The 19,788-nt window shown below is 43.5% G+C and carries 18 protein-coding genes; 4 read left to right on the top strand and 14 right to left on the bottom strand.

All coding sequences use genetic code 11. The features are described from left to right. Nucleotides 1-161: 161 nt before the first annotated feature. Both FS666_RS09630 and FS666_RS09625 read right to left on the bottom strand, forming a co-directional pair. Nucleotides 162-542, bottom strand: coding sequence for a VOC family protein (locus tag FS666_RS09630; RefSeq protein WP_120071582.1), 381 nt, complete (start codon nucleotides 540-542; stop codon nucleotides 162-164). A gap of 31 nt (nucleotides 543-573) precedes the next feature. Then, nucleotides 574-2,670, bottom strand: a complete 2,097-nt coding sequence (locus FS666_RS09625) for a GAF domain-containing protein (RefSeq protein WP_144460759.1) — start codon at nucleotides 2,668-2,670, stop codon at nucleotides 574-576. A 181-nt stretch (nucleotides 2,671-2,851) separates the two neighbouring features. On the opposite strand from FS666_RS09625, the gene pgeF reads away from it, so the two are divergent. Continuing rightward, nucleotides 2,852-3,616 (top strand): peptidoglycan editing factor PgeF, encoded by a 765-nt coding sequence (pgeF, locus tag FS666_RS09620; RefSeq protein ID WP_144460758.1) that lies wholly within the window; start codon nucleotides 2,852-2,854, stop codon nucleotides 3,614-3,616. A 102-nt stretch (nucleotides 3,617-3,718) separates the two neighbouring features. Here pgeF and FS666_RS09615 read toward each other — a convergent pair whose 3' ends face one another. The 3 genes from FS666_RS09615 to FS666_RS09605 form a co-directional block, all read right to left on the bottom strand. Further along, nucleotides 3,719-5,176: a protein adenylyltransferase SelO gene (locus FS666_RS09615; protein ID WP_120071490.1), complete on the bottom strand. Its 1,458-nt coding sequence runs from the start codon at nucleotides 5,174-5,176 to the stop codon at nucleotides 3,719-3,721. Between the two features lie 215 nt (nucleotides 5,177-5,391). Continuing rightward, nucleotides 5,392-5,970 carry a uracil-DNA glycosylase gene (locus FS666_RS09610; protein ID WP_120071492.1) on the bottom strand — a complete coding sequence of 193 codons (579 nt, stop codon included), beginning with the start codon at nucleotides 5,968-5,970 and terminating at the stop codon, nucleotides 5,392-5,394. A 272-nt stretch (nucleotides 5,971-6,242) separates the two neighbouring features. Beyond that, a complete protein-coding gene (locus tag FS666_RS09605; protein WP_120071494.1) occupies nucleotides 6,243-9,326 on the bottom strand; it encodes an efflux RND transporter permease subunit in 3,084 nt (1,027 codons plus the stop codon). A 98-nt stretch (nucleotides 9,327-9,424) separates the two neighbouring features. Here FS666_RS09605 and FS666_RS09600 point away from each other — a divergent pair, with 98 nt between their 5' ends. The 3 genes from FS666_RS09600 to FS666_RS09590 all read left to right on the top strand — a co-directional run bounded on the left by FS666_RS09600 (nucleotide 9,425) and on the right by FS666_RS09590 (nucleotide 11,041). After that, nucleotides 9,425-10,249 (top strand): TetR/AcrR family transcriptional regulator, encoded by an 825-nt coding sequence (locus tag FS666_RS09600; protein ID WP_120071497.1) that lies wholly within the window; start codon nucleotides 9,425-9,427, stop codon nucleotides 10,247-10,249. Nucleotides 10,250-10,412: 163 nt separating this feature from the next. Further along, nucleotides 10,413-10,622 (top strand): helix-turn-helix transcriptional regulator, encoded by a 210-nt coding sequence (locus FS666_RS09595; RefSeq protein ID WP_120071499.1) that lies wholly within the window; start codon nucleotides 10,413-10,415, stop codon nucleotides 10,620-10,622. Then, on the top strand, nucleotides 10,619-11,041 hold the full coding sequence (locus tag FS666_RS09590; protein ID WP_120071501.1) for a hypothetical protein: 423 nt from the start codon (nucleotides 10,619-10,621) through the stop codon (nucleotides 11,039-11,041). The genes FS666_RS09595 and FS666_RS09590 overlap by 4 nt, the downstream gene beginning before the upstream one ends. A 36-nt stretch (nucleotides 11,042-11,077) precedes the next feature. On the opposite strand, the gene FS666_RS09585 is transcribed toward FS666_RS09590, so the two are convergent. From FS666_RS09585 to FS666_RS09545, 9 genes are all read right to left on the bottom strand, one after another. Next, a complete protein-coding gene (locus FS666_RS09585) occupies nucleotides 11,078-11,644 on the bottom strand; it encodes a PIN domain-containing protein (protein ID WP_164876300.1) in 567 nt (188 codons plus the stop codon). After that, entirely contained in the window at nucleotides 11,631-12,284 is a 654-nt protein-coding gene (locus tag FS666_RS09580) for a helix-turn-helix domain-containing protein (RefSeq protein ID WP_120071505.1), read from the bottom strand. The genes FS666_RS09585 and FS666_RS09580 overlap by 14 nt, the downstream gene beginning before the upstream one ends. 491 nt (nucleotides 12,285-12,775) lie before the next feature. Further along, entirely contained in the window at nucleotides 12,776-13,657 is an 882-nt protein-coding gene (gene dpaA, locus FS666_RS09575) for a dipicolinic acid synthetase subunit A (protein ID WP_244943887.1), read from the bottom strand. Between the two features lie 30 nt (nucleotides 13,658-13,687). After that, nucleotides 13,688-15,403 (bottom strand): sigma-54 interaction domain-containing protein, encoded by a 1,716-nt coding sequence (locus FS666_RS09570; RefSeq protein ID WP_186306521.1) that lies wholly within the window; start codon nucleotides 15,401-15,403, stop codon nucleotides 13,688-13,690. 85 nt (nucleotides 15,404-15,488) lie between these two features. Continuing rightward, nucleotides 15,489-16,808, bottom strand: coding sequence for a diaminopimelate decarboxylase (gene lysA / locus FS666_RS09565; RefSeq protein WP_144460755.1), 1,320 nt, complete (start codon nucleotides 16,806-16,808; stop codon nucleotides 15,489-15,491). A 23-nt stretch (nucleotides 16,809-16,831) separates the two neighbouring features. Then, entirely contained in the window at nucleotides 16,832-17,086 is a 255-nt protein-coding gene (locus FS666_RS09560) for a (2Fe-2S)-binding protein (RefSeq protein ID WP_144460754.1), read from the bottom strand. After that, nucleotides 17,083-18,294 (bottom strand): NAD(P)/FAD-dependent oxidoreductase, encoded by a 1,212-nt coding sequence (locus FS666_RS09555; protein ID WP_144460753.1) that lies wholly within the window; start codon nucleotides 18,292-18,294, stop codon nucleotides 17,083-17,085. The genes FS666_RS09560 and FS666_RS09555 overlap by 4 nt, the downstream gene beginning before the upstream one ends. Next, nucleotides 18,284-18,589 (bottom strand): (2Fe-2S)-binding protein, encoded by a 306-nt coding sequence (locus FS666_RS09550; protein ID WP_244943886.1) that lies wholly within the window; start codon nucleotides 18,587-18,589, stop codon nucleotides 18,284-18,286. Before FS666_RS09550 ends, FS666_RS09555 begins: the two co-directional genes overlap by 11 nt. Further along, on the bottom strand, nucleotides 18,574-19,758 hold the full coding sequence (locus tag FS666_RS09545; protein WP_186306520.1) for an NAD(P)/FAD-dependent oxidoreductase: 1,185 nt from the start codon (nucleotides 19,756-19,758) through the stop codon (nucleotides 18,574-18,576). The genes FS666_RS09550 and FS666_RS09545 overlap by 16 nt, the downstream gene beginning before the upstream one ends. Nucleotides 19,759-19,788: the final 30 nt, after the last annotated feature.

Here is a 19,788-nt window from a genome sequence, read left to right as displayed (position 1 = left end):
CTTTCGATTGGTTAAAGAAGGGCTGCAAAAGCAGAAGTGCCCAGTTAGCCCGACAAGCGCAAGACGATTTCCCGGGCGTTCAGCTCCTTAGCCATTAAAAAAGCATTTCCAGAGGTCATTTTTTGACCTCAAGGAAAATGCTGCAGAATATCACTTTATTTTCAACTTTTTTCCATGACTGCAAAATAGTTTCCTTCGTTATCAGCAAAATTGAACACTTTCCCGGAAGGCATATCAACCATTTCACCAACTGTTATATTTTTATCCAGAAAGTCTTGATACAATTCTTCAACGTTCTCGGAGAAAAACATCAACGAAGGAGTGCCCAAGTTTAACTCTGGCTCCATTTTTGCGATTAACTCCTTATTATGCAGAATAAGACTTGTTTCTGCATCCTTTGTGGGAGCAATTTCAATCCATCTCATCCCTTGGCCATTATTTTCTTCGGAAATTACAACGAAACCAGCTTTCTCCGTCCAGAATCGTAATACCTCATCCTGATCATTCACATACAACATAATCTGGCCAACTTTGTTAATCATTTTTTCCCTTCCTTCCATTCGTTTTTTTATTTTACTCCGAATTATGACCGCTTCCATCATGCCTTTGTACCATTTGAAATTTTATAAAAAACGTCGTGCCTTCCTTCCCTGTTTCAATTTCAATCTTTGCATTGTGTCGGGCGGCGATGGCATAACATATACCCAGTCCCAAACCTGTCCCGTTGTCTTTGGTCGTGAAGAATGGAGTGCCCAGTTTTTCCATCACTTCTGAACTGATTCCCATCCCTTGATCCTGAATAGCAAGAACGACAGAATCCTTTTCTTTGTATGTTCTGACCCATAGCGTTTTCCCTTCTTCCATCGCTTCCAGGCCGTTTCGGTATATATTCATGATTAATTGACGTATCTCATTATGATTTAAAAGCAGCTCCGGGACCTCTTCCGTTTCCACTTCGATCATTTTGTTTTGGGTAACCGCATCGACCTTCATCAATGGGGTCATATCAAAAATAATTGTATTTAAATCCATCATTTTCATATCAGAGGTCTTTGTATTGCCTATGGAGAGGAATTCCGTAATTATTGAGTTGGCGCGGTCCAGCTCTTCGATCATGATTTCTAAATAATGATCATGTCTGCCAAAATCATTATCCATCTTTAATAATTGCAGGAACCCCCTCACCGTTGCCATCGGATTTCTGATTTCATGACTGATCCCTGCCGCCATTTGTCCGATCAGATCCAAACTCGATAACCGTTTAAATTCGTTTTCATACCTTTTCTTTTCCGTTATGTTTTTTAAAAGGCAGCAGATTCCATCCTCATAAGGGTAGGCAGATATGTCATACCAGTGTTCTCCATAAGCCGAGAGTATTTCGAATTGTACAGCAATCCGCCCGGACATCGCCCGGTGAAGCTCCTTATACATGACCGTATTGATTCTTTCGGGGAAGACCTCCCACAGGCTTTTTCCAAGTACATCCTTTGCCGTTTTATTATTCGGTAAAACTTGATGTTGATTGACGTACGTAATTTTCCAATCCCTGTCCACTGCAAAGAACCCGCCTGTAATCCCTTCGATTACGCTGACCACCTTTTCATTGGCCACAGCCAATTCCCTCGTTCGTTCTTCGACCATCCTTTCAAGCCTGCCTACATATTTCAGGTTTGAAAAAACCGGAGCAGTCCAGTCAACAATTGATTGTGCAAATTGAATAAGGCAATCACAGTACTTGAAATTATTTTCCTCTTGTACGGCAACAATGATAACCCCCAGCACTTCTCCCAATGAAACAAAGGGAAAGGCCAGCAACGACTTTATATTAAAATTCCGGCAATCTTTGCAGTCTATTCTCTCATCTTTGTGAACATCCGGAACATAGATCGTATTTTTGGTACGAATAACATCTTGAATAATTTCTTTAAAGCTTTGTTCCATTCGGATATAATCGGTTCCCGTCCCCTTATTAATGATAAAAGAAGGCACCTTTTTGTCCGTAGAATCCAGAAGAAAAGCCGCGATGATAGTATTGTTGTCCAAGATCCTTTTTAAGTATGAAAAACAGATATCAATACATTCTTCCATCGAGGAACACTTGGTCAGATCGCGTGACATACCAAGCATCAGCTGCTTTTCAAGAAGCAGGTCCTCCTTCAGCTTCAAATATTTCGCATTTTGAATGGCAACCGCAGCCATATTCACATAGGCTTCGACACTTTTTATCTCTAAACCTGTTAAACTCATTGAAACCCCGTGATTATGTAAAAAAATAAGGCCAAATACCTCCTGCTCGAAAGTGATTGGCAACGCCAGCAATGATTTGATTTGAAAAGCTTTAATCAATTTTGGATCCGGCCTGTCATCCTTGGATACTTCCGGAATATAAATCGTTTTTCTCGACTCAATCAGTTCTTTGGCCAGCTTGTTTTCTTTTGGGTCAATGACCACAGTATCGATTGCCATACCATCAAATGTTTGGGGCTTTCCTGCAACTCCCCTGAACGTTCCATCTTCCTGAGGCAAATAGATCCCTACAGCATCACATTGAACAATTTCTTCAGAAATCGCTTTAGTTACGTGCATCAACACTTCCTGGAGATTCGATTTGGTGTTGATGATTTTTGTTATGTGTGCAAGTCGAGAATAACTCGTCTGTTCCCTTACCATTTTCCAGTCTCCAATCATAAGTTCAAAACACTCTACCAATCATACAAAAGTCTTGTAATGTTACCTATATTTTACATGGATTTCATGACGTTGTAAGCACATTTAGAAAAATAAAGTCGGTTAATTATGAATCCCCTATACAACAACTTTCCTTTCACATATATTAAAATCAGGTGATGATATGAAAACCAAACTATATATGGATACTGGGAAGTTCATAGCAGGAATGACCATGAAGGATCTGAAGGAACCTGAAAAAAACAATATGGCTCTGCATGTTTGTGAAAATACTGCCGATGTGGTAGAAAACCGAAAAGACCTGGCCAAATTTCTTAATTGCGAACTGAGTGATTTCGTTTGCGCCAATCAAACCCATTCCTCCAATTTTCACAAGGTGACGCTTTCTGAAAAAGGACGCGGCGCAGATGGATTAGACACGGCCATCGCCGATACGGATGCCCTGTACACATATGAGCCAAATCTGCTATTATGCTGCTTTACGGCGGATTGCGTACCGGTGATTTTCTATAATGAAGCGAATGGACTCATTGGTGTGATCCACTCGGGATGGCAAGGAACCGTGAAAGAAATCACCTTGAAATTATTTCAGCACTTAATAGAGACGGAACAATGTGAGCTGGAAGATTTTCATATTCAAATCGGGGCAGCATTGAGCCAGGAAAAATTTGAAGTTGATGAGGATGTATTCGCGAAATTCAGGGACCTGGGCTACGCTGATGACTTCATTTATTTTAATGGCGAGACCCGAAAATACCATATCGATAATCAGTTAACAGTGAAAAAGCAATGTGAGCTGGCGGGAGTTCCGGGGGATCAGATTTCCGTAGACCGAACCTGCACCTATTTGAGCCCGGATGGTTTTTCTTATCGGCAAGATAAAAAGTGCGGAAGGCATATGAGTTTTGTGATGAGAAAAGGAGATTGAGCGGGGACCGACCTCCCCTTTTTTGCATTAACGCACTAACGCGGTGGGGGACAGGCCCCCAGTACGTTAACGCGTTAATGCGGTGGGGGACAGGCCCCTTATTCAAGTGCCACAAAATGTCTGATAAGGGATGTTCGTTTCCGGTACCTTTGTGTATTCAGCCTTTTCCGCGGAATACTCATAAGGATCGGACAGTACCTCCATAAGCCGCTCCATTATAGTTAAATCCCCTTCTTCCACCGCGGCTTCCAGCGCCTCTTCCACGCGATGGTTGCGAGGGACCACGGCAGGGTTGCTGTTTTGCATTAACTTATGTGAATCAGCCTTCGATTCTTCTTGATTTTCCAACCTTGCCTCCCAACGCTTTTTCCATTGTGCAAATTCACCCGTCTTAAAAAGGCTCGACTCATCAAATTTATTGCGGGTTAAAGCAAGAAAAGTGTTCGTAAAGTCTGCACGGTGCTTTTCCATTAAGCTGAGGAGATCTTTGATCAACTCTTCATCCTTCTCCTCAACATTAAACAGGCCGAGCTTCGCTCTCATTCCTGCAAGCCAGTGTGATTGAAAGATTTCATTAAAACCGGAAACCTTTTCCTGTGCCAGTTTTACAGCTTCTTCTTTGTCATCATGCAATAGCGGAAGCAGCGTTTCAGCAAACCTCGCCAGATTCCATCCGCCAATCAATGGCTGATTTTCATATGCGTAGCGGCCTTGATAGTCAATCGAACTGAATACTGTTTTCGGGTCATAGGTATCCATGAAGGCACAAGGACCATAATCGATTGTTTCTCCGCTGATGGCCATGTTATCAGTATTCATCACCCCATGGATAAAACCAACTAGCTGCCATTTCGCAATAAGCGCGGCCTGGCGGTTGATTACTTCCTGCAGAAAAGAAAGATATTTATTTTCATCATCATCAATCTCCGGATAATGGCGCTTAATTGCGTAATCCGCTAAAATTTGCAGGTTTTCAACGCCGCCCCATCTGACCACATACTCGAAAGTGCCGACACGCAAATGACTCGCCGCCACACGTGTTAAGATGGCGCCTTCCAGCCTCGTTTCACGAAATACCGGTTCACCTGTTGTCACAACCGCCAAGCTACGGGTAGTGGGAATCCCTAATGCATACATGGCTTCGCTGATGATACATTCACGCAGCATCGGACCCAGCGCCGCACGGCCATCACCTCCGCGAGAATATGGCGTCCGGCCAGAACCCTTCAGTTGAATATCAAACCTTTCGCCTTTTGGCGTCACCTGCTCTCCCAACAGTACCGCACGGCCGTCACCCAACATTGTAAATTGCCCGAATTGGTGCCCGGCATAAGCTTGGGCCAGCGGCTCCGCCCCTTCCGGAATCTCATTTCCGGCAAAAACCGCTGCGCCGTCTTCACCTTTTAGCGCTTCCGGATTCAGCCCTAATGATTCTGCCAATGGATCGTTCAATATTACTAATTCCGGCGATTTTACAGGAGTCGGATTAATGCTGGAAAAAAACATTTTCGGCAAGCGGGCATAACTATTGTCAAAATTCCATCCTATTTCCTTTTTCATAGCTTCTCCTTTCCAATGTAATATTAACTGCACTTTTATATAGACATCCATAAGATCCAGCATCTGTCTTTGTCCTTGTATTATACCCTTTAAACAATAAGTTACGTGTGAATTTCCTAAAAAAGAAGCGGGACCATTTACACGAAACCGCCTCTTTCTCCTTAACCCTTATTCAAAACGAATCCTTGCCTGCACGACAAATTAACATAGCCCTGCTAACCCGCAGGACCATGATGCTTCGCGGCTACAAGCTGCAGGTCTTCCAGAAGCAGCGGATATAGATTGGGACGACGCCTGGCTGCAAGAGGATGGTAAGCGACGGTTGTTTGATAGCCGTCGACCTCATACCAGCTTCCCCGCAACCCCTTAACATCGAGCTCGGGATTTCGGAAGAAGCACTGTACTGCTACGTTCCCCAAACAGACAATGAGTTCAGGCTTGTGTTTAAAAATCTGTTCGTCCAGATGGCGCATGCAGATTGTACGTGTCTTCTCCTTGTCGTAAGCGCGTACGGGCTTTCTTTTTAAAATATATGTAACGTATAGCTCGTCTTTATCCAAACCGGCTTCATGTGCCGCTTTCTGCAGTGTCTGCCTCGTCCCGCAGACCATCGGATTCCCTTCGCGGTCTTCGCGGGCGCCGGGATTGTCGAGGATAATCATAATGGGTGCCTTTGCGTTTCCCTCACCCCAAACCATCCGTGATCCCTGCTGGTACAACCCGCATTCACGGCAGTCTTTTTGAGATTCGGGCGCAGGATCCTCCGGCCAGATTTCCGGGCAAAATGAAGTCATGCTTTTCACGCTCCTTTTTGCATAGGATACCCTAAATTTATGTTCACAGGCACATTAAAAATAAGCCCCGCAAGTGGCATTCACCTGCAGGGCCCATTAAGAAGGTATAAAATTTTGGCTGAATCTTCTATATAGAATGAGATATGATATGTCCAGCTTCAGGCGCCATCGGTTCGAGGTCATAAGTCAATCGCTGATGAAGACAAACTACGCCTTCTTCAGCGCTTGTCTTATGCTTGTCGCCTAAGGCTGCGCGCCTTGCGCTTTTCTTATTAATTCTCTTCTATTTCTCTGCGGTTTTTCTTGAATAACTTAGACAATACTTCATATACGATTGGCACAATGATCAGAGTGAGTAATGTCGAACTTGCCAAACCGCCGATGACGGTGATTCCAAGACCTCTTGAAATCAACCCTCCTCCGCCATTGCCAAGCGCCAATGGAATCAGCGCGCCAATTGTAGCAATTGCGGTCATCAGGATTGGGCGGAGACGCGTTGCCCCGGCTTCCAATACCGCCTGGCGCATTGTCAATCCGGCCCGTTCCATTCGGACAATCCGGTCAACCAGAACGATGGCGTTCGTCACAACAATACCGATCAGCATCAATAACCCCATCATAACGGAGACTGAGATGGTTTCACCGGCAAGGAACAAGCCGGCAAAAGCTCCGATTACGGTAAATGGCAGTGAGAAAAGAATAGCAAATGGCGCAACACCTTCATGGAAGGTAACAACAAGGATGAAATATACAATGGCGACCGCTGCCAGCATGGCCATGCCAAGCTGTGTAAATGTTTCATCCATATCTGCCTGCACGCCTGCAGTTTCGACAGTCACGCCTTTTGGCAGATCCAATTGATCTACTTTTTTACCAATTTGTGAAGTAACTTTAGAAATGTCATCGCCTTTCACTTTCCCTGAAACCGTTGCATAATATTCGCCTTTACTGCGGTCAAGTGTATTGTACGTGGATCCTTTCTTCACTTTGACGAGATCTGAAAGCGGCACTGTATCACCAAGCGCTGTTGGAATTTTCTTATCCAGAAGTTCATCTACAGTATCCGGCTGATCCGCTTGTTCTTGCTGAACAATGACATCTAAAGAATTTCCATCCTTTTCCACTGTCGTCAAGACATCTTTAGTTTTTTGCGGATTTAACATCATTGCGAGCTGCCCTGTTGTCAATCCGTATTTCAGCAATTCAGCCTGTTCCACCCTAAATGTATATTTGACAAAAGCCTCCTCGGCACTGGAAGAAACATCTTTAAGTCCATCATTTTTCTTCATGATGTCTTCTACCCGTTCAACCGATTCGTTCAGTTTATTTAAGTTTTCGCTGTAAAGTGTGTAACTCACCTCATTGGTGGTGCCTGACATTGACGAGAAGTCCTGGTTTTTCCAAGTTCCTGATTGATCAAGCGTCGTTACATACTTTTCTATTTTTTCCCTTGCCTCTGGGAAGTTCTCCATATCCGGGTCAAAAATCAAAAACATTAAGGCTCCGCCGGCGCCTCCGCCCATCATGGCAGCGGAAGGATCCCCCGCTTCTGTGACAGACACTTGCACAATGTCAATATCATCACGCTTCAGCATTTTATCTTCAACAACTTTAACATTTTCCAGGGTGTCCTCACGCAGTTCCCCTGCTTTTGGCGTGTACGTTAAATACATCACTTTTTCTTCGTCGCTGCCCAAAAAGCTGAAACCAATAAGCGGCGTTAACGCCAAGCTGCCCGCAAGTAAAGCAATCGCAAGCACTGACGCAATGATTTTATGGTTAAGAACCCCATTAAGAAATCTCTTATACCCATTTGCCAGTTTCCCGGGACCTTTGTGGCTTTTTTCGGTTTTTTCGCCATACAACTTCTTTTTAAACAAGAAATGCGAAAGAGCTGGCACAATGGTAATCGCCACAAGCAACGAGGCCCCAAGCGCAAAGGCCATTGTCAAGGCGAACGGCATGAACAATTCGCCGACCATTCCGCCGACAAAAATCATCGGAGCAAAGACAGCAACCGTCACTAATGTCGATGACATAATCGGTTTGAACATTTCGATGGTCGCTTCGCGTATAAGTGCGCGGCCGTTTAGTTTTTCCTCTTTCAAATGCAAGCGCCGGTAAATATTTTCAACAACGACAATCGAATCATCGATGACCCGGCCAATCGCAACCGTAACCGCACCGAGCGTCATAATATTCAACGTGATATCCAACCAGTTCAATAGCATTAATGCCATGAAAATTGATACTGGAATTGATATGATCGAAATAAGCGTTGATTTAAAATCCCGGAGGAAAAGAAGGATGATTAGTATAGCGATCAATCCGCCAAATAACGCTTTTTCAATCATCGTTGCCACGGAATCCTCGATCGGTTCTCCCTGGTCAAGCGTTACATCAATGGAAAGGCCATCATACTTCGACTTTTCTTCTTTAATTAATTTCTTTACTTTATTGACAACATCAACCGTGTTCGCCTGCTGATCTTTGACAATTTGAATTGCAATGGCATCTTTTCCGTTTGTACGGGAAACCGATTCAACCTTCCCGACTGTCTTGACTTTTGCGATGTCGCCAAGCTTCACAAATGGCGATGGATTGGCAGCAGACGGCGTGACAGGAATTAACATATCCTTCAATTCTTTGACAGTCATGAATTTGCCGTCAATTTCAACAGCCTGCTCGCCTTCCTTAAACTCATAAAGTCCTAATGAAACGTCCATGTTGCTGGCTTGGATCATTTCTTTGACTTTATCTTCCGTCAAATCCAATTCATCCAATTTCGCTTTATCGTACGTGAGGTCCACTTCTTCGATATGCTGGCCGGTGATGGTAGCGGAGGCCACTCCATCAAGCTTTTCGATTTTCGGCAGCAAACCTTCTTCTACTGTTGACGTTAATTCAACAATATCTTCTTTTGAGCTGCTGACACTCAGGGCAATAACCGGCATCATGTTCATGCTGATGGCGGATGTTGTCGGCTCCTCTGCCCCTTCCGGCAATTCAACATTATCCAAAGCCGATTTTAATTCCCTTTTCGCCTCATCCATATCGATCCCATATTCATACTCCACCTGGATGCTCGCCATATTGGAATAGGAATTGGAATAAACAGCTTTCACATGGTCCAGGCCTTCTGTCGCTTTTTCTATCGGCATGGAGACTTCTTCCATTACCTGTTCAGGAGTCGCTCCTGGATATACACCCGTTACCATTAAAAAAGGAATGGAGATATCCGGGATCGTCTCCGTTTTCATTCGTGTCCCCGAGTAAATACCGGATACCGTAATGATGATTGTTAACAGCCATACCGCAAGTTTATTCTTTAAGACAAAATTGACTAACCCGTTCACAATTACACCTGCCCAAAATTGACTTTTTCCTTACCGTTTCCTATAATAATGACCGGTTGGTCATTTGTCAATGAATACCCGGGGAGCGATCGATTAAAATGGCAAAAAAACAGTTAATCATGGAGAAGGCATTGGAGCTTTTTGCCAAGCAAGGATTTGAATCTACGTCTGTTCAGCAAATAACAGAACATTGCGGCATTTCCAAAGGTGCATTCTACCTGTCCTTCAAGTCGAAGGACGAATTGATATTAGAGTTGCTTGATCATTTTACGATGCAGGATTTATTAGAAATTGACTACTTGGTCAGAAATACAGAAAATGAGACTCTCTTATATGATTTTTATCAGGCAACGTTTGATTCTTTTCAAAAGCACTCGGACTTCGCCAAAATATTTCTTAAGGAGCAGATGCATACACTTGATGAAAAGTTTGTAAATAAAATGCGCACCTATGAAAAATCATTCGAGGAAGTAATTTTAACCATAGTGGAACGGTTGTACCGCGAGGAAATCAAAGAAGCCAAATATGATTTAATCTATTGCATCAAGGGATTTTTGAATACTTATTCACAGATTCTTTTATTCAGTGATGCACCGGTTGATTTAGAATTGCTTTCCCAATCGCTTGTGGAAAAAACCAATATACTGGCAAGGCATACGACCATTCCCTTTATTACAAAAGAAATAGCGCAGGTTTGTCCGGCAAGCGAAAAAGCAACGAAAGAACAAATTCTTGAACTGATTCAAGAAAAGATGGAGGAAATGGAAGATTCAATCGAAAAAGAATCACTTGTCCTGTTAAAAGAACATTTGCTGAAGCCGGCCCTCAGCCCCGCCATCGTGAAAGGCTTGCTGGAGAATATCCGCCACCACCCTCATTGTAAATGGATCTCCTATTTGCTTCGGCGTTATTGGGAAATGTGAGTTTTTCAGTGAAAATACCCTAAAAAGGACAATGATTACTGTATTATAAATCGGATAATTGTGTGGCAAAAAACCGAGTGAACGTAAAGGTATCTTTACATTCACTCGGTTTTTTGCCAATATAAATGTAAAGGTATCTTTACTTTATATGGAGGTTTGATTAATGACAGTAGTTAACCATATTAGAGAAATCCGCAAAAAGAAGGGGATAACTCAAATTAAAATGGCTGAGGATCTGCAAGTCACTCGTCAAACTATAAATGCAATTGAAAAAAACAAGTATAATCCCAGTCTTGAATTAGCATTAAAAATAGTTGCATATTTTGATATGCCAATCGATGAAATATTTACTTTAGAGGAGGATGACAAATGAGTGTAAAAGACAGAAAAAAACGGAGAAGAATTTTAGAAAAATGGACGCCATTCTTTATTATAACTTGTACTTTTATAGGTGCTGTTCTGGGTTCATTTCTTTTCTATTTTTTTCAAGGTGAATTTCCGTATGAGGTACTTACAGGTGGTTTTGTAGCAACTATTATTTTGACAGTAATTCAAGTAATTAAACAAAAACGAAAAAAAGATAATTTGCCCGAAGCAGATGAACGAGTCATCCACAATGTTTTCCGTTTTTTTGCATATTCATCACATATTTCCTTAGCATCTTTATTTGTGGCTTTAGCAGTTTTTACGCTATTAGGATACGAGTCTATTTCAATTCTTTATCTATGGATATTTTTCTTTTCGTATATTTGGATAGTAGGGATCGGTGCCCTTATCATTAAAAGAAGGTAAATATGATTAAAAAACCCGATTTTAACTAAGAACATATTAATCTATCACCATATTGTAAAATTCACCAGGTTTTATTCGTTTAATCTTTCCAATCGTTTCAGGAAAGCGTCTAGTATTATTCGTCACTATGTATGAACAGTTCTCTTGAATAGCCGTTACCCAGACATGAACATCTTGTTCATCATACTGACGTAACGGCTTCTGCAATCCGTTTTCTTCGGCTAAAAGAACAGCCTTTTCAGTTGAAAGTTCACTGATTTCTGCAAGGGCCTTTCCAATTTTCATCTCGTTTCGCCTGACAATTTCCCAATGGTGACGACCAACCCTGCTATTTACAGCAGGGGAATTTTCCAGGATGGGATAAACGAAATGATTCAAGAAACCTTCAACTATTTCAATTGGATAAATAGCCCCACCGATTCCATCATGTGTTGCATTTCGCAGGAATTCCATTAAACATACTCTTGAGATAACCACTCGATAATCAATGGTCTGAGCTGCCATGGTTAGTATTTGACGGTTGATTCCTTCTCCTCGAATGGCTCCACAAAGTACAGTTGTATCAAGCAAAACAATTGGGGAGGATGAATTATAGGAAGTCATCGTCATTAACCTCCCCATATTGGGCATTGAATTCATTTAGCTGATGTTCAAAGGCTTTCCGCTTTCTTGCTTCTTCAAGAGTGATTTTGAAATATTTTTTTGGAATACGCCAACGATTGCCTTCTGTTTTTTTAGCATCCGGATATTTCCCTTTTTCGCACCAACGCCGAATCGTTTGATCAGATACGCCGATAATTTTAGCAGCTTCAAGCGTACTATAACTATTCGCATAGTCCACTTCTTCCTGCAGTGGTATAGTTGTAGCCGAACTTGGCATAACAGACACCCGCATCTGCGTTTGTCCGGCTATAATTTTGGCCAGAATTCCCTTTCGGTCTAACTCAGGAATCACTTCGGAAAGTTTTTCAACGTAATCCACCAGGTTTTCGTAAGCTGCCGTAGTGTCTTTACTTTTTAGGGATTCGTAAATTTTTTTATCTTGTGCACGAATGCGAATTATGAACTCGTTGGAGGGCAGATCTATTTTCACTTCATCTAAAAATGCTGTTGGGAGCCCTAATTTTGATAATGTTCCTTCAATCAGTCTTTTGAATAAAACCAAGGCGTTTTCAGAATGGTTTTGCTCTTTTAAAATGGCGACTGTTTCCCATAATACTTCTTCTTCATGTTCTTGAGACATGAGAATCCCACCTCCTGCTTACAGTATATACAATTTCATGTTGGGTAATCAACGAGTTTTCAACATATCCAACACTCACAACATACGAGTTCTCCGTTAGTTCCTCACATGCAGTAATATTTGCCTGCAAAAGAGAATTCCATAAATCTTTACTGCCTGGGGTTTGGAATGATCACCTTTACATAAGCCCTCCATAGAGAGAGTGTATTAAACAAAAGTTTTCCATATATTTTAAAAGGAGTGCCATTGTCTTGAAAGGACATTCACCAGTGTCGCAGATGAGACGGAAAAAGGGGGTAGTTCGTAAGAGAACAGGGAAGTGGCTTGATCCTTGCGGGGTTAGGCGCCGGAGCTAGTCAGTCATTCTTAAAAACATATACTTTTTTCCTTATAAAAAAACCTGCCATAATGTAATGACAGGTATAGCGTTATTCAGTTCAATATGATTAGGCGGCTCCCCTGCCGCTTTTTGATCTGCAATTTCTGAAACACTAATCTGCAATCAACAGCTTGTACAATACCTCGCTAATTATACCCCCTGCCGTTTTCGGCGCAGTCTTTCCAGGCAATCCAAGGGCATGGACAGCCTTTAAACCTTTTTCCTTGGCAAATGCAAAGTCAGTACCTCCCGGCTTGGAAGCAATATCAATAATCAAGGAAGACTTCGCCATTTTTGAAAGAATGGCCGCATCCAAAAGCATATGAGGAACCGTATTCATACAAATATCAATTTCAGAAATATAATCAGCCAAATGATCCAAATGAACAGGACGCAGCCCCATTTCAATAATTCGCGCAAAGTCGGAATCTTTTCTGGCAGCCACGCTGACTTGAGCACCTACGGATGAGAATAGCCTTGCTAACGTTACACCCGTTCTGCCAAATCCCAGCACCATCACCTTGGAACCATGAATTGTATGATCTGTCTCCTCAATGGCGATCTTTAACGCTGCTTCGGCTGTTGGGATCGAGTTTAAAACGGCTACGTCATCGCGGTCGGTCAGACGAACGAGATCTCTGCCGGCCTGCTTTGCAGCTCCATCCAAATAATCATTGGAAATTCCTGTGTACACTATGCAATGACTCGGCGTAAGCTTCAACATTTCGGGCATCAGCTTTAAAGATTCATCCGAATAAACGGCTTCGACCTCGCCATCGGCACTTGTTCCGTTCAACGGCAGCAAAATAGCATCAACTTGCTCGAAATTCACCTGATCCAGCATTTTGTTGTATATATTGGAATGGGAGAAACTTATTTGATTAAATCCTGCTAAAAAAATGCGGAGCCCCTTTGAAGCCAATTGATCAATGACTTCCAAGTACCGCTGATCGCCTCCGATAATTAAAAGATTCAAATTTTTCTTTTTCCCCACTGACAATACCGCCTTTCCCGTAATCACGTATCATTCCAGTTGATAATCCCTGATCTTATTATAGAGGGTTGAAATAGAGATTCCCAAAGAACGGGCCGCCTGCTTTTTACTTTCCAATGAACTCCCGAAATGCTGTAAAGTCTGTTGAATATGTTCTTTTTCGACATCCTTTAAAGGCAAAATCGACGGTGCGGATGAAGATACATCATGTTCTATCCCCTTTGGGGCAGAAGAAGTGCCTATTATTCTTTTGATCTGTTTCAATACCAAGGCATCCGGTATGACAGATGAAGGGCTCTCATTCATCAGTCTTTCTAAAACATTCTCCAGTTCCCGAATGTTTCCCGGCCAATTGTGTTCAGATAAAATGGAAATTCCTCTGTTTGTAAGCTGCATTGGATTCAGCCCGATTCTCTGTGATATCCCATTCAACAACTCCTGCACCAGCAAAGGTATATCCTGTTTTCTTTTTCTCAAAGGAGGCACTTCAAGGCGGATGACATTCAACCGATAATATAAATCTTCACGAAACTTTCCTTCTGAAACCAATGTTTCCAAATCAGCATTTGTTGCAGCAATGATACGAAAATCAACATGAATTTTCTTCACGCCGCCTATTCTCTCAAACTCCCTATGTTGTAAAACCCTTAATAGTTTCACCTGCAAGGAGAGGCTCATCTCACCAATTTCATCTAAAAACAAAGACCCGCCATTGGCCAATTCAATTTTGCCGGCCTTTTGCTTTATGGCGTGCGTAAACGCACCTTTTTCATAGCCGAACAGCTCGCTTTCCAGTAAATCCTCCGGAATCGCTGCACAGTTGACAGTGACAAATGGTTTGTCACTAAGCTTGCTTTCTGTATGAATGGCATGGGCAAATAATTCCTTTCCGGTCCCGCTTTCGCCGGTAATTAAAACGGTAGAACGGGTACGCGCTGCCTTTTTGGCCATGTTTATAGTTTCTGTGATTTCATCACTTTCACCGATAATATGATGAAGTGAATATTTGGATTCATATTTGTCACTTGATTGCTGACTGATCATTCTCTGTTCTTGTTCGTGTTCCATCAGCTTTTCCGTCAAGTATTTTACTTCAGTCACATCTTGGAAAGTCGCAACGGCCCCTATGAACTTGCCTTCCACAAAAATGGGAGCAGCATTGGCGACTGTTTCAACATTAGAGCCCATACTGGAAGACTTATATCCGAAAACAGGTGCTCTCGTTTTAAAAGCTTTGTTCAATGATCCATCCGGAGATACCTCTCCAATGTGCTTCCCAAGCCTTTCTTCAGGCGAAACATTAGTAATTCTCGAAAAAGAAGGGTTAATGAAGCGAATTATGCCGTCAGAATCAACAAATTGCACACCTTCATGTGAGTGCATTAAAATGGTTTGATAAAACTGTTGCTTTTCGGTCAGCGATTGAATTTTACTTGCTTCCTGAGCCAATTTTTCAAGGATCCAAAATGTTTCCGGCGTAACCACCACTCTATTTTTCCCGGCAAGCTTTTCCGCTTCTTTCCGATAAACCTCTTCATTTCCGGCGACCAAAATGATATGGATTTCTTGTTCATTCAACTTTTCGGCAGAATGAAAAAATGGAATATCCTTAGGGTTTTTGTCTGCAAGCGGATCAACCACGGCAACGAGGGAAACAACTCCCAGACCAAACCAATCCGTCATTTTATCCAATAGGTCTTTTCGATAGCCAATAACTAAAACTGAAATTGGATCATGTGCAGCCATCCTATTTCCCCCTAAACTGTGCAACATTACAAATTTTATAATTTATATCATATTAACACACAGGGAGGGAAACCGATTAACCACTTTAAATGGAGGATTTTTCCACGATTGGCACATCCAATCTGACGAGATCCTCGTAGGACTCACGCTTGATGACAAGCCTGCTTTCTCCATTTTCCACAAAAACGACCGGCGGCCTGGGAATACGGTTGTAATTGTTGGCCATGGCATATCCATATGCACCCGTGCAGAAAACCGCCAAAATATCATCTTTATCCGGGGCGGGAAGAGGGAGGTCCCAAATGAGCATATCACCGGATTCACAGCACTTCCCCGCAATTGACACCACTTCGTCCTGCTTGTCATGCGCCCTATTGGCCAGTATGGCTTCATATTTGGCGTCATATAAAGCAGGTCTGATATTGTCGCTCATCCCGCCGTCAATGGCCACATATTTCCTAATATTCGGCACGTCTTTTCTGGAACCGATTGAATAAAGAGTCGTGCCTGCGTCCCCGACAAGCGAGCGGCCCGGCTCAATCCATATTTCCGGCATCGAAAGCGACAGACGCTCAGTTTCTTTTCTCACTTCGATAATCACTTTTTCAACATACTGCTCCGGAGAAAGCGGCGTATCCTCATCTGTATAGCGGATGCCAAAGCCGCCCCCAAGATTCAGTACCTCCGGCAGGAAACCATACTCTCTGTTCCATTCACTTAATTTTCCCAATACTTTTTTGGCGGCCATCACAAATCCGGCTGTTTCAAAAATTTGCGATCCGATATGGCAATGCAGCCCAAGCGGATTCAAATACCCGCTTTCCAAAGAGATGGCCAGCGCTGTTTCCGCCTGTCCGTTCTCCAAGTCAAATCCGAATTTCGAATCCTCCTGTCCAGTGGTGATATAGTCATGCGTATGGGCCTCAATCCCCGGCGTCACGCGAAGCAATATATTGACTGCTTGTTTTCTTTCCCGACACAAATGGCGGAGCATGTGAAGCTCATGAAAATTATCGACAACAATGCAGCCGATTCTTTGGTCCAACGCCATTTCCAGTTCCTCTTCACTTTTGTTGTTTCCGTGAAAATGAATTTTTTCTACAGGAAATTTAGCAGCAATAGCCGTATACAGCTCCCCGCCGGAAACTACATCCAGGGAGAGGCCCTCTTCATGGACAAGCTGAAGCATCGCGATGGACGAGAAGGCTTTGCTGGCATACGCAACCTGCGATTTCACTCCATATTTTTCAAACATCTTTTTAAAAGAACGTGCACGAGTCCTGATTAATTCCACATCATACACATATAATGGGGTGCCGTATTCTTCAACTAATTCCACTGTATCGCATCCGCCAATTTCAAGATGGCCTTCATCATTGATTGATGCGGTTCCATGTAAGTACATCAATTTACCTCCAAATCAAAGCTTTATTTTCTAATGATATCACTTAAAAGGACAGGACGGACCGGAGCCTGCGCATGCTGCAGGGGAGGGGCTTGTTTGCCCTTTTTGGATTCTATGATCTCACGGACAATCGGCTGGCAAACCCTGCCCTGACAATAGCCCATTCCGACCCTCACCCTTTTTTTAATCCCGGGTACACTATCGGCTCCTTCATCCATTGCATTCAAAATTTCCGATAAACAGACACCTTCACACCGGCAAATAATCATGTCACTCATACAATGCCTTCCTTCTTCCATATCTCATTCATCTTCGAACGCCCTTCTTCGATTTTGGGAAGAAAACGGAGCGGAGAGATTTCCCTTGCTTTCTTCACCTTCATCATTGCTTCATTGACTGAAATCGAACTTTTCCTTCCCATGGATTTCAAAATGGATGATGCCGCCAGATTCCCTTGCGCCATAGCGACTTTTGCTCCTTCAATCCCGGTAATATTTCCCGCTACATATAATCCTTTTACAGAGGTGGACATATCAGGCCCATGCAATGGTACCATCCCTCCCAATTCGGGGATATCAATAATCGGGCATCCCGCTACCTGGGCGAGATCGGCCATTGGGTAAAGGCCCGCGGATAGACAAACTGTATCGACTTCTATTTGTTCAATTTTCCCGGCAGGGCGCCCATCAACGGAAACAGATTGTAGAGTAACAGCTTCAACCTTCTTTTCCCCTTCAATTTTTGCAACCGATTTACGTAAATAAATGGGGACACCATTCACCTTAAGAAAATTGAATTTTAATGCCCGGGCTGCCAGATTGGGGAACCGGCCTAAAGCAAATGTGCCTGCCATTCGCATAAGAGGATTAGGAGCAAGGCCCGCCACATCCTTAAGCCGCTCCAGCGTTTGTCTAGGCGAATGATTTTGGCCGGTTGCCGGTGACAGAGGCGGCAAGGCCATGCCTGCCACATCGATGCCGGCATTTTTCATCTCTATCATGACTGACAATGAGAGCGGGTCAATCCCAACAATCATCACTTTTTTTCCAACCGCTACATGATGCAGATTGGTAAACGTCTGGGCAGCACCTATGCTGACGGCTCCGGGAAGCGTCCACCCGGGAATGGGCAAAGCTTTCTCAATCGAACCCGTGGCTAACAACAATACTTTTGAGATAATCGCGTTTACTTTCTCTCCGGTTACATCTATCTTCCATTTTCCGCTGACAGACCACGCTGTCACACCAGTAAAAATATGAACCCCTAGATTGCGTGCTTTCTCCTCCAGTTTTTCAGCAATTTCTTTTCCATTCCAAATCCTTTCATCAGGCGGAGCTTTGCGATCTTCATAATGCTGTCCAAGCAATCTCCCGCCCGCCCGGTAATACTCATCAATGACAGCAACAGATAAGCCGTTTTGGACCAATTCTATCGCCGCGGCAAGACCCGAGGGCCCGGCCCCGATGATGGCAGCGTCAACTTTCATCTCTTGAATTCTCCTTCGGTGAAAAAACCCTCGTTCCTTGCTTGTTTGGAGTCAAACAAGTACGGACATTAGGGATGCCGTCGACATCTGCCCGACATTCATAGCAATGGCCGATTCCGCAAAATATTCCGCGGCTTTCACCTGTAACCTCACATACCCGGATCGTTTTAATGCCATGGGCAAGCAAAGAAGCGGCAATCGGCTCCCCTTCATAGCCGGTTAATTTTTCATTGTTAAAATAGAATTCAATTTCTTTTGGTTTTTTAAAGGTGTTTATTCTTAAGGAACCAGACAATTTGTATTCACTCCCTCTGTACCAGTGCCGTGCTGATTGAAACGGCTCAATGAAAACGGCCGAATGTCTATTCCGGGATCTGCTCCGCATACAACCTGTGCCATTATTTTTCCGGTAATCGGGGCAAGTGCAACACCATCTCCCTCATGCCCGGCGGCTATATAAATACCGTCCATACCATCGATGGAACCAAGAACAGGCATGCCATCAGGCGTATAAGGGCGGAGACCGGCAAATGCCCTGATAATCCTTACATTTGCCAATTCGGGAAAAGCGCGTACTGCTGCTTCGCCAATTTTCTGGGTAATCTCGGAAGATGGTTTCGTATTATATCCGGCAAACTGGCGGGAACCGCCGATTAACAACGTCCCGCTGCGGGTTTGCCCGATAGCTAAACCAATCCCAAAAGGATCGGCAGATTCTTTTAATTTGTTTGCAATATAAGATGCACTGAGAATATTGCAGTGTAAAAATGGGTCCAGTCTTTCGGACACAAGGATCTGGCCGCGTCTTGGGATAATGGGAACGTCTACCCCTATCTGCTTAAACAGCATAGGCGTCCATACGCCCCCGGCCATTACAACCGCATCAGCGTAGAGTTTTTCTCCCGATACCTCGACTCCGATGATACGGTTTTTTTCGACTATCAACCCTGTGACAGGGGACTGCAATTTAACTTTGGCCCCCAACCTTTGGGCAGCTCTTGCCATAGCGAATGAGACATTTAATGGATTGACTTCCGCATCATGCTCCCACCAAGTCGAACCAAGCAGCTCTTTTGATAAGCCCGGCTGGCGTTCCCGGGCTTCGTCACCGGATATTAGCCGTACATCTATCCCTGCTTTTTGTTGCCGCCTGATCATATCCTCCATAGCCTTCATTTCTTCCATCGTTTCAATAATGATCATTCCGCCGCCTTTTCTATATTCAAGGTCGGCTTCCAGTTCATCTTCAAGATTCTCATACAGTTTTGCGCTTTCTTTTGCCAAATCCAGGGTTGGACCGGGTTTTTTTGATTGGAGCATGATGGCCCGGTCGCAAGCTCCGGATGTCCCGGATGCAATATCTTTCGATTCAAGCAGGGTCACATCCGCACCTGATTTTGCAAGGTAGTAGGCTGTCGAAGTTCCAATCAGCCCACCGCCTGCAACAATGATCTTATAGCTCACTGACTGCCTCCTCCAAAATCGTTTGTAAGA

Source organism: Siminovitchia fortis (genome assembly GCF_007681465.1).
Lineage (GTDB): Bacteria > Bacillota > Bacilli > Bacillales > Bacillaceae_C > Siminovitchia > Siminovitchia fortis.
The sequence above is the reverse complement of the archived record's forward strand: the minus strand, read 5'-3'. Positions and strand labels throughout refer to the sequence as shown.

Excerpts from the sequence above, each read along its gene's own strand:
- FS666_RS09630 (WP_120071582.1), bottom strand. The coding sequence starts at position 542 with ATGATTAACAAAGTTGGCCAGATTATGTTGTATGTGAATGATCAGGAT.
- FS666_RS09625 (WP_144460759.1), bottom strand. The coding sequence starts at position 2,670 with ATGGTAAGGGAACAGACGAGTTATTCTCGACTTGCACACATAACAAAA.
- pgeF (WP_144460758.1), top strand. The coding sequence starts at position 2,852 with ATGAAAACCAAACTATATATGGATACTGGGAAGTTCATAGCAGGAATG.
- FS666_RS09615 (WP_120071490.1), bottom strand. The coding sequence starts at position 5,176 with ATGAAAAAGGAAATAGGATGGAATTTTGACAATAGTTATGCCCGCTTG.
- FS666_RS09610 (WP_120071492.1), bottom strand. The coding sequence starts at position 5,970 with ATGACTTCATTTTGCCCGGAAATCTGGCCGGAGGATCCTGCGCCCGAA.
- FS666_RS09600 (WP_120071497.1), top strand. The coding sequence starts at position 9,425 with ATGGCAAAAAAACAGTTAATCATGGAGAAGGCATTGGAGCTTTTTGCC.
- FS666_RS09595 (WP_120071499.1), top strand. The coding sequence starts at position 10,413 with ATGACAGTAGTTAACCATATTAGAGAAATCCGCAAAAAGAAGGGGATA.
- FS666_RS09590 (WP_120071501.1), top strand. The coding sequence starts at position 10,619 with ATGAGTGTAAAAGACAGAAAAAAACGGAGAAGAATTTTAGAAAAATGG.
- FS666_RS09585 (WP_164876300.1), bottom strand. The coding sequence starts at position 11,644 with ATGACTTCCTATAATTCATCCTCCCCAATTGTTTTGCTTGATACAACT.
- FS666_RS09580 (WP_120071505.1), bottom strand. The coding sequence starts at position 12,284 with ATGTCTCAAGAACATGAAGAAGAAGTATTATGGGAAACAGTCGCCATT.
- FS666_RS09570 (WP_186306521.1), bottom strand. The coding sequence starts at position 15,403 with ATGGCTGCACATGATCCAATTTCAGTTTTAGTTATTGGCTATCGAAAA.
- lysA (WP_144460755.1), bottom strand. The coding sequence starts at position 16,808 with ATGTACTTACATGGAACCGCATCAATCAATGATGAAGGCCATCTTGAA.
- FS666_RS09560 (WP_144460754.1), bottom strand. The coding sequence starts at position 17,086 with ATGAGTGACATGATTATTTGCCGGTGTGAAGGTGTCTGTTTATCGGAA.
- FS666_RS09555 (WP_144460753.1), bottom strand. The coding sequence starts at position 18,294 with ATGAAAGTTGACGCTGCCATCATCGGGGCCGGGCCCTCGGGTCTTGCC.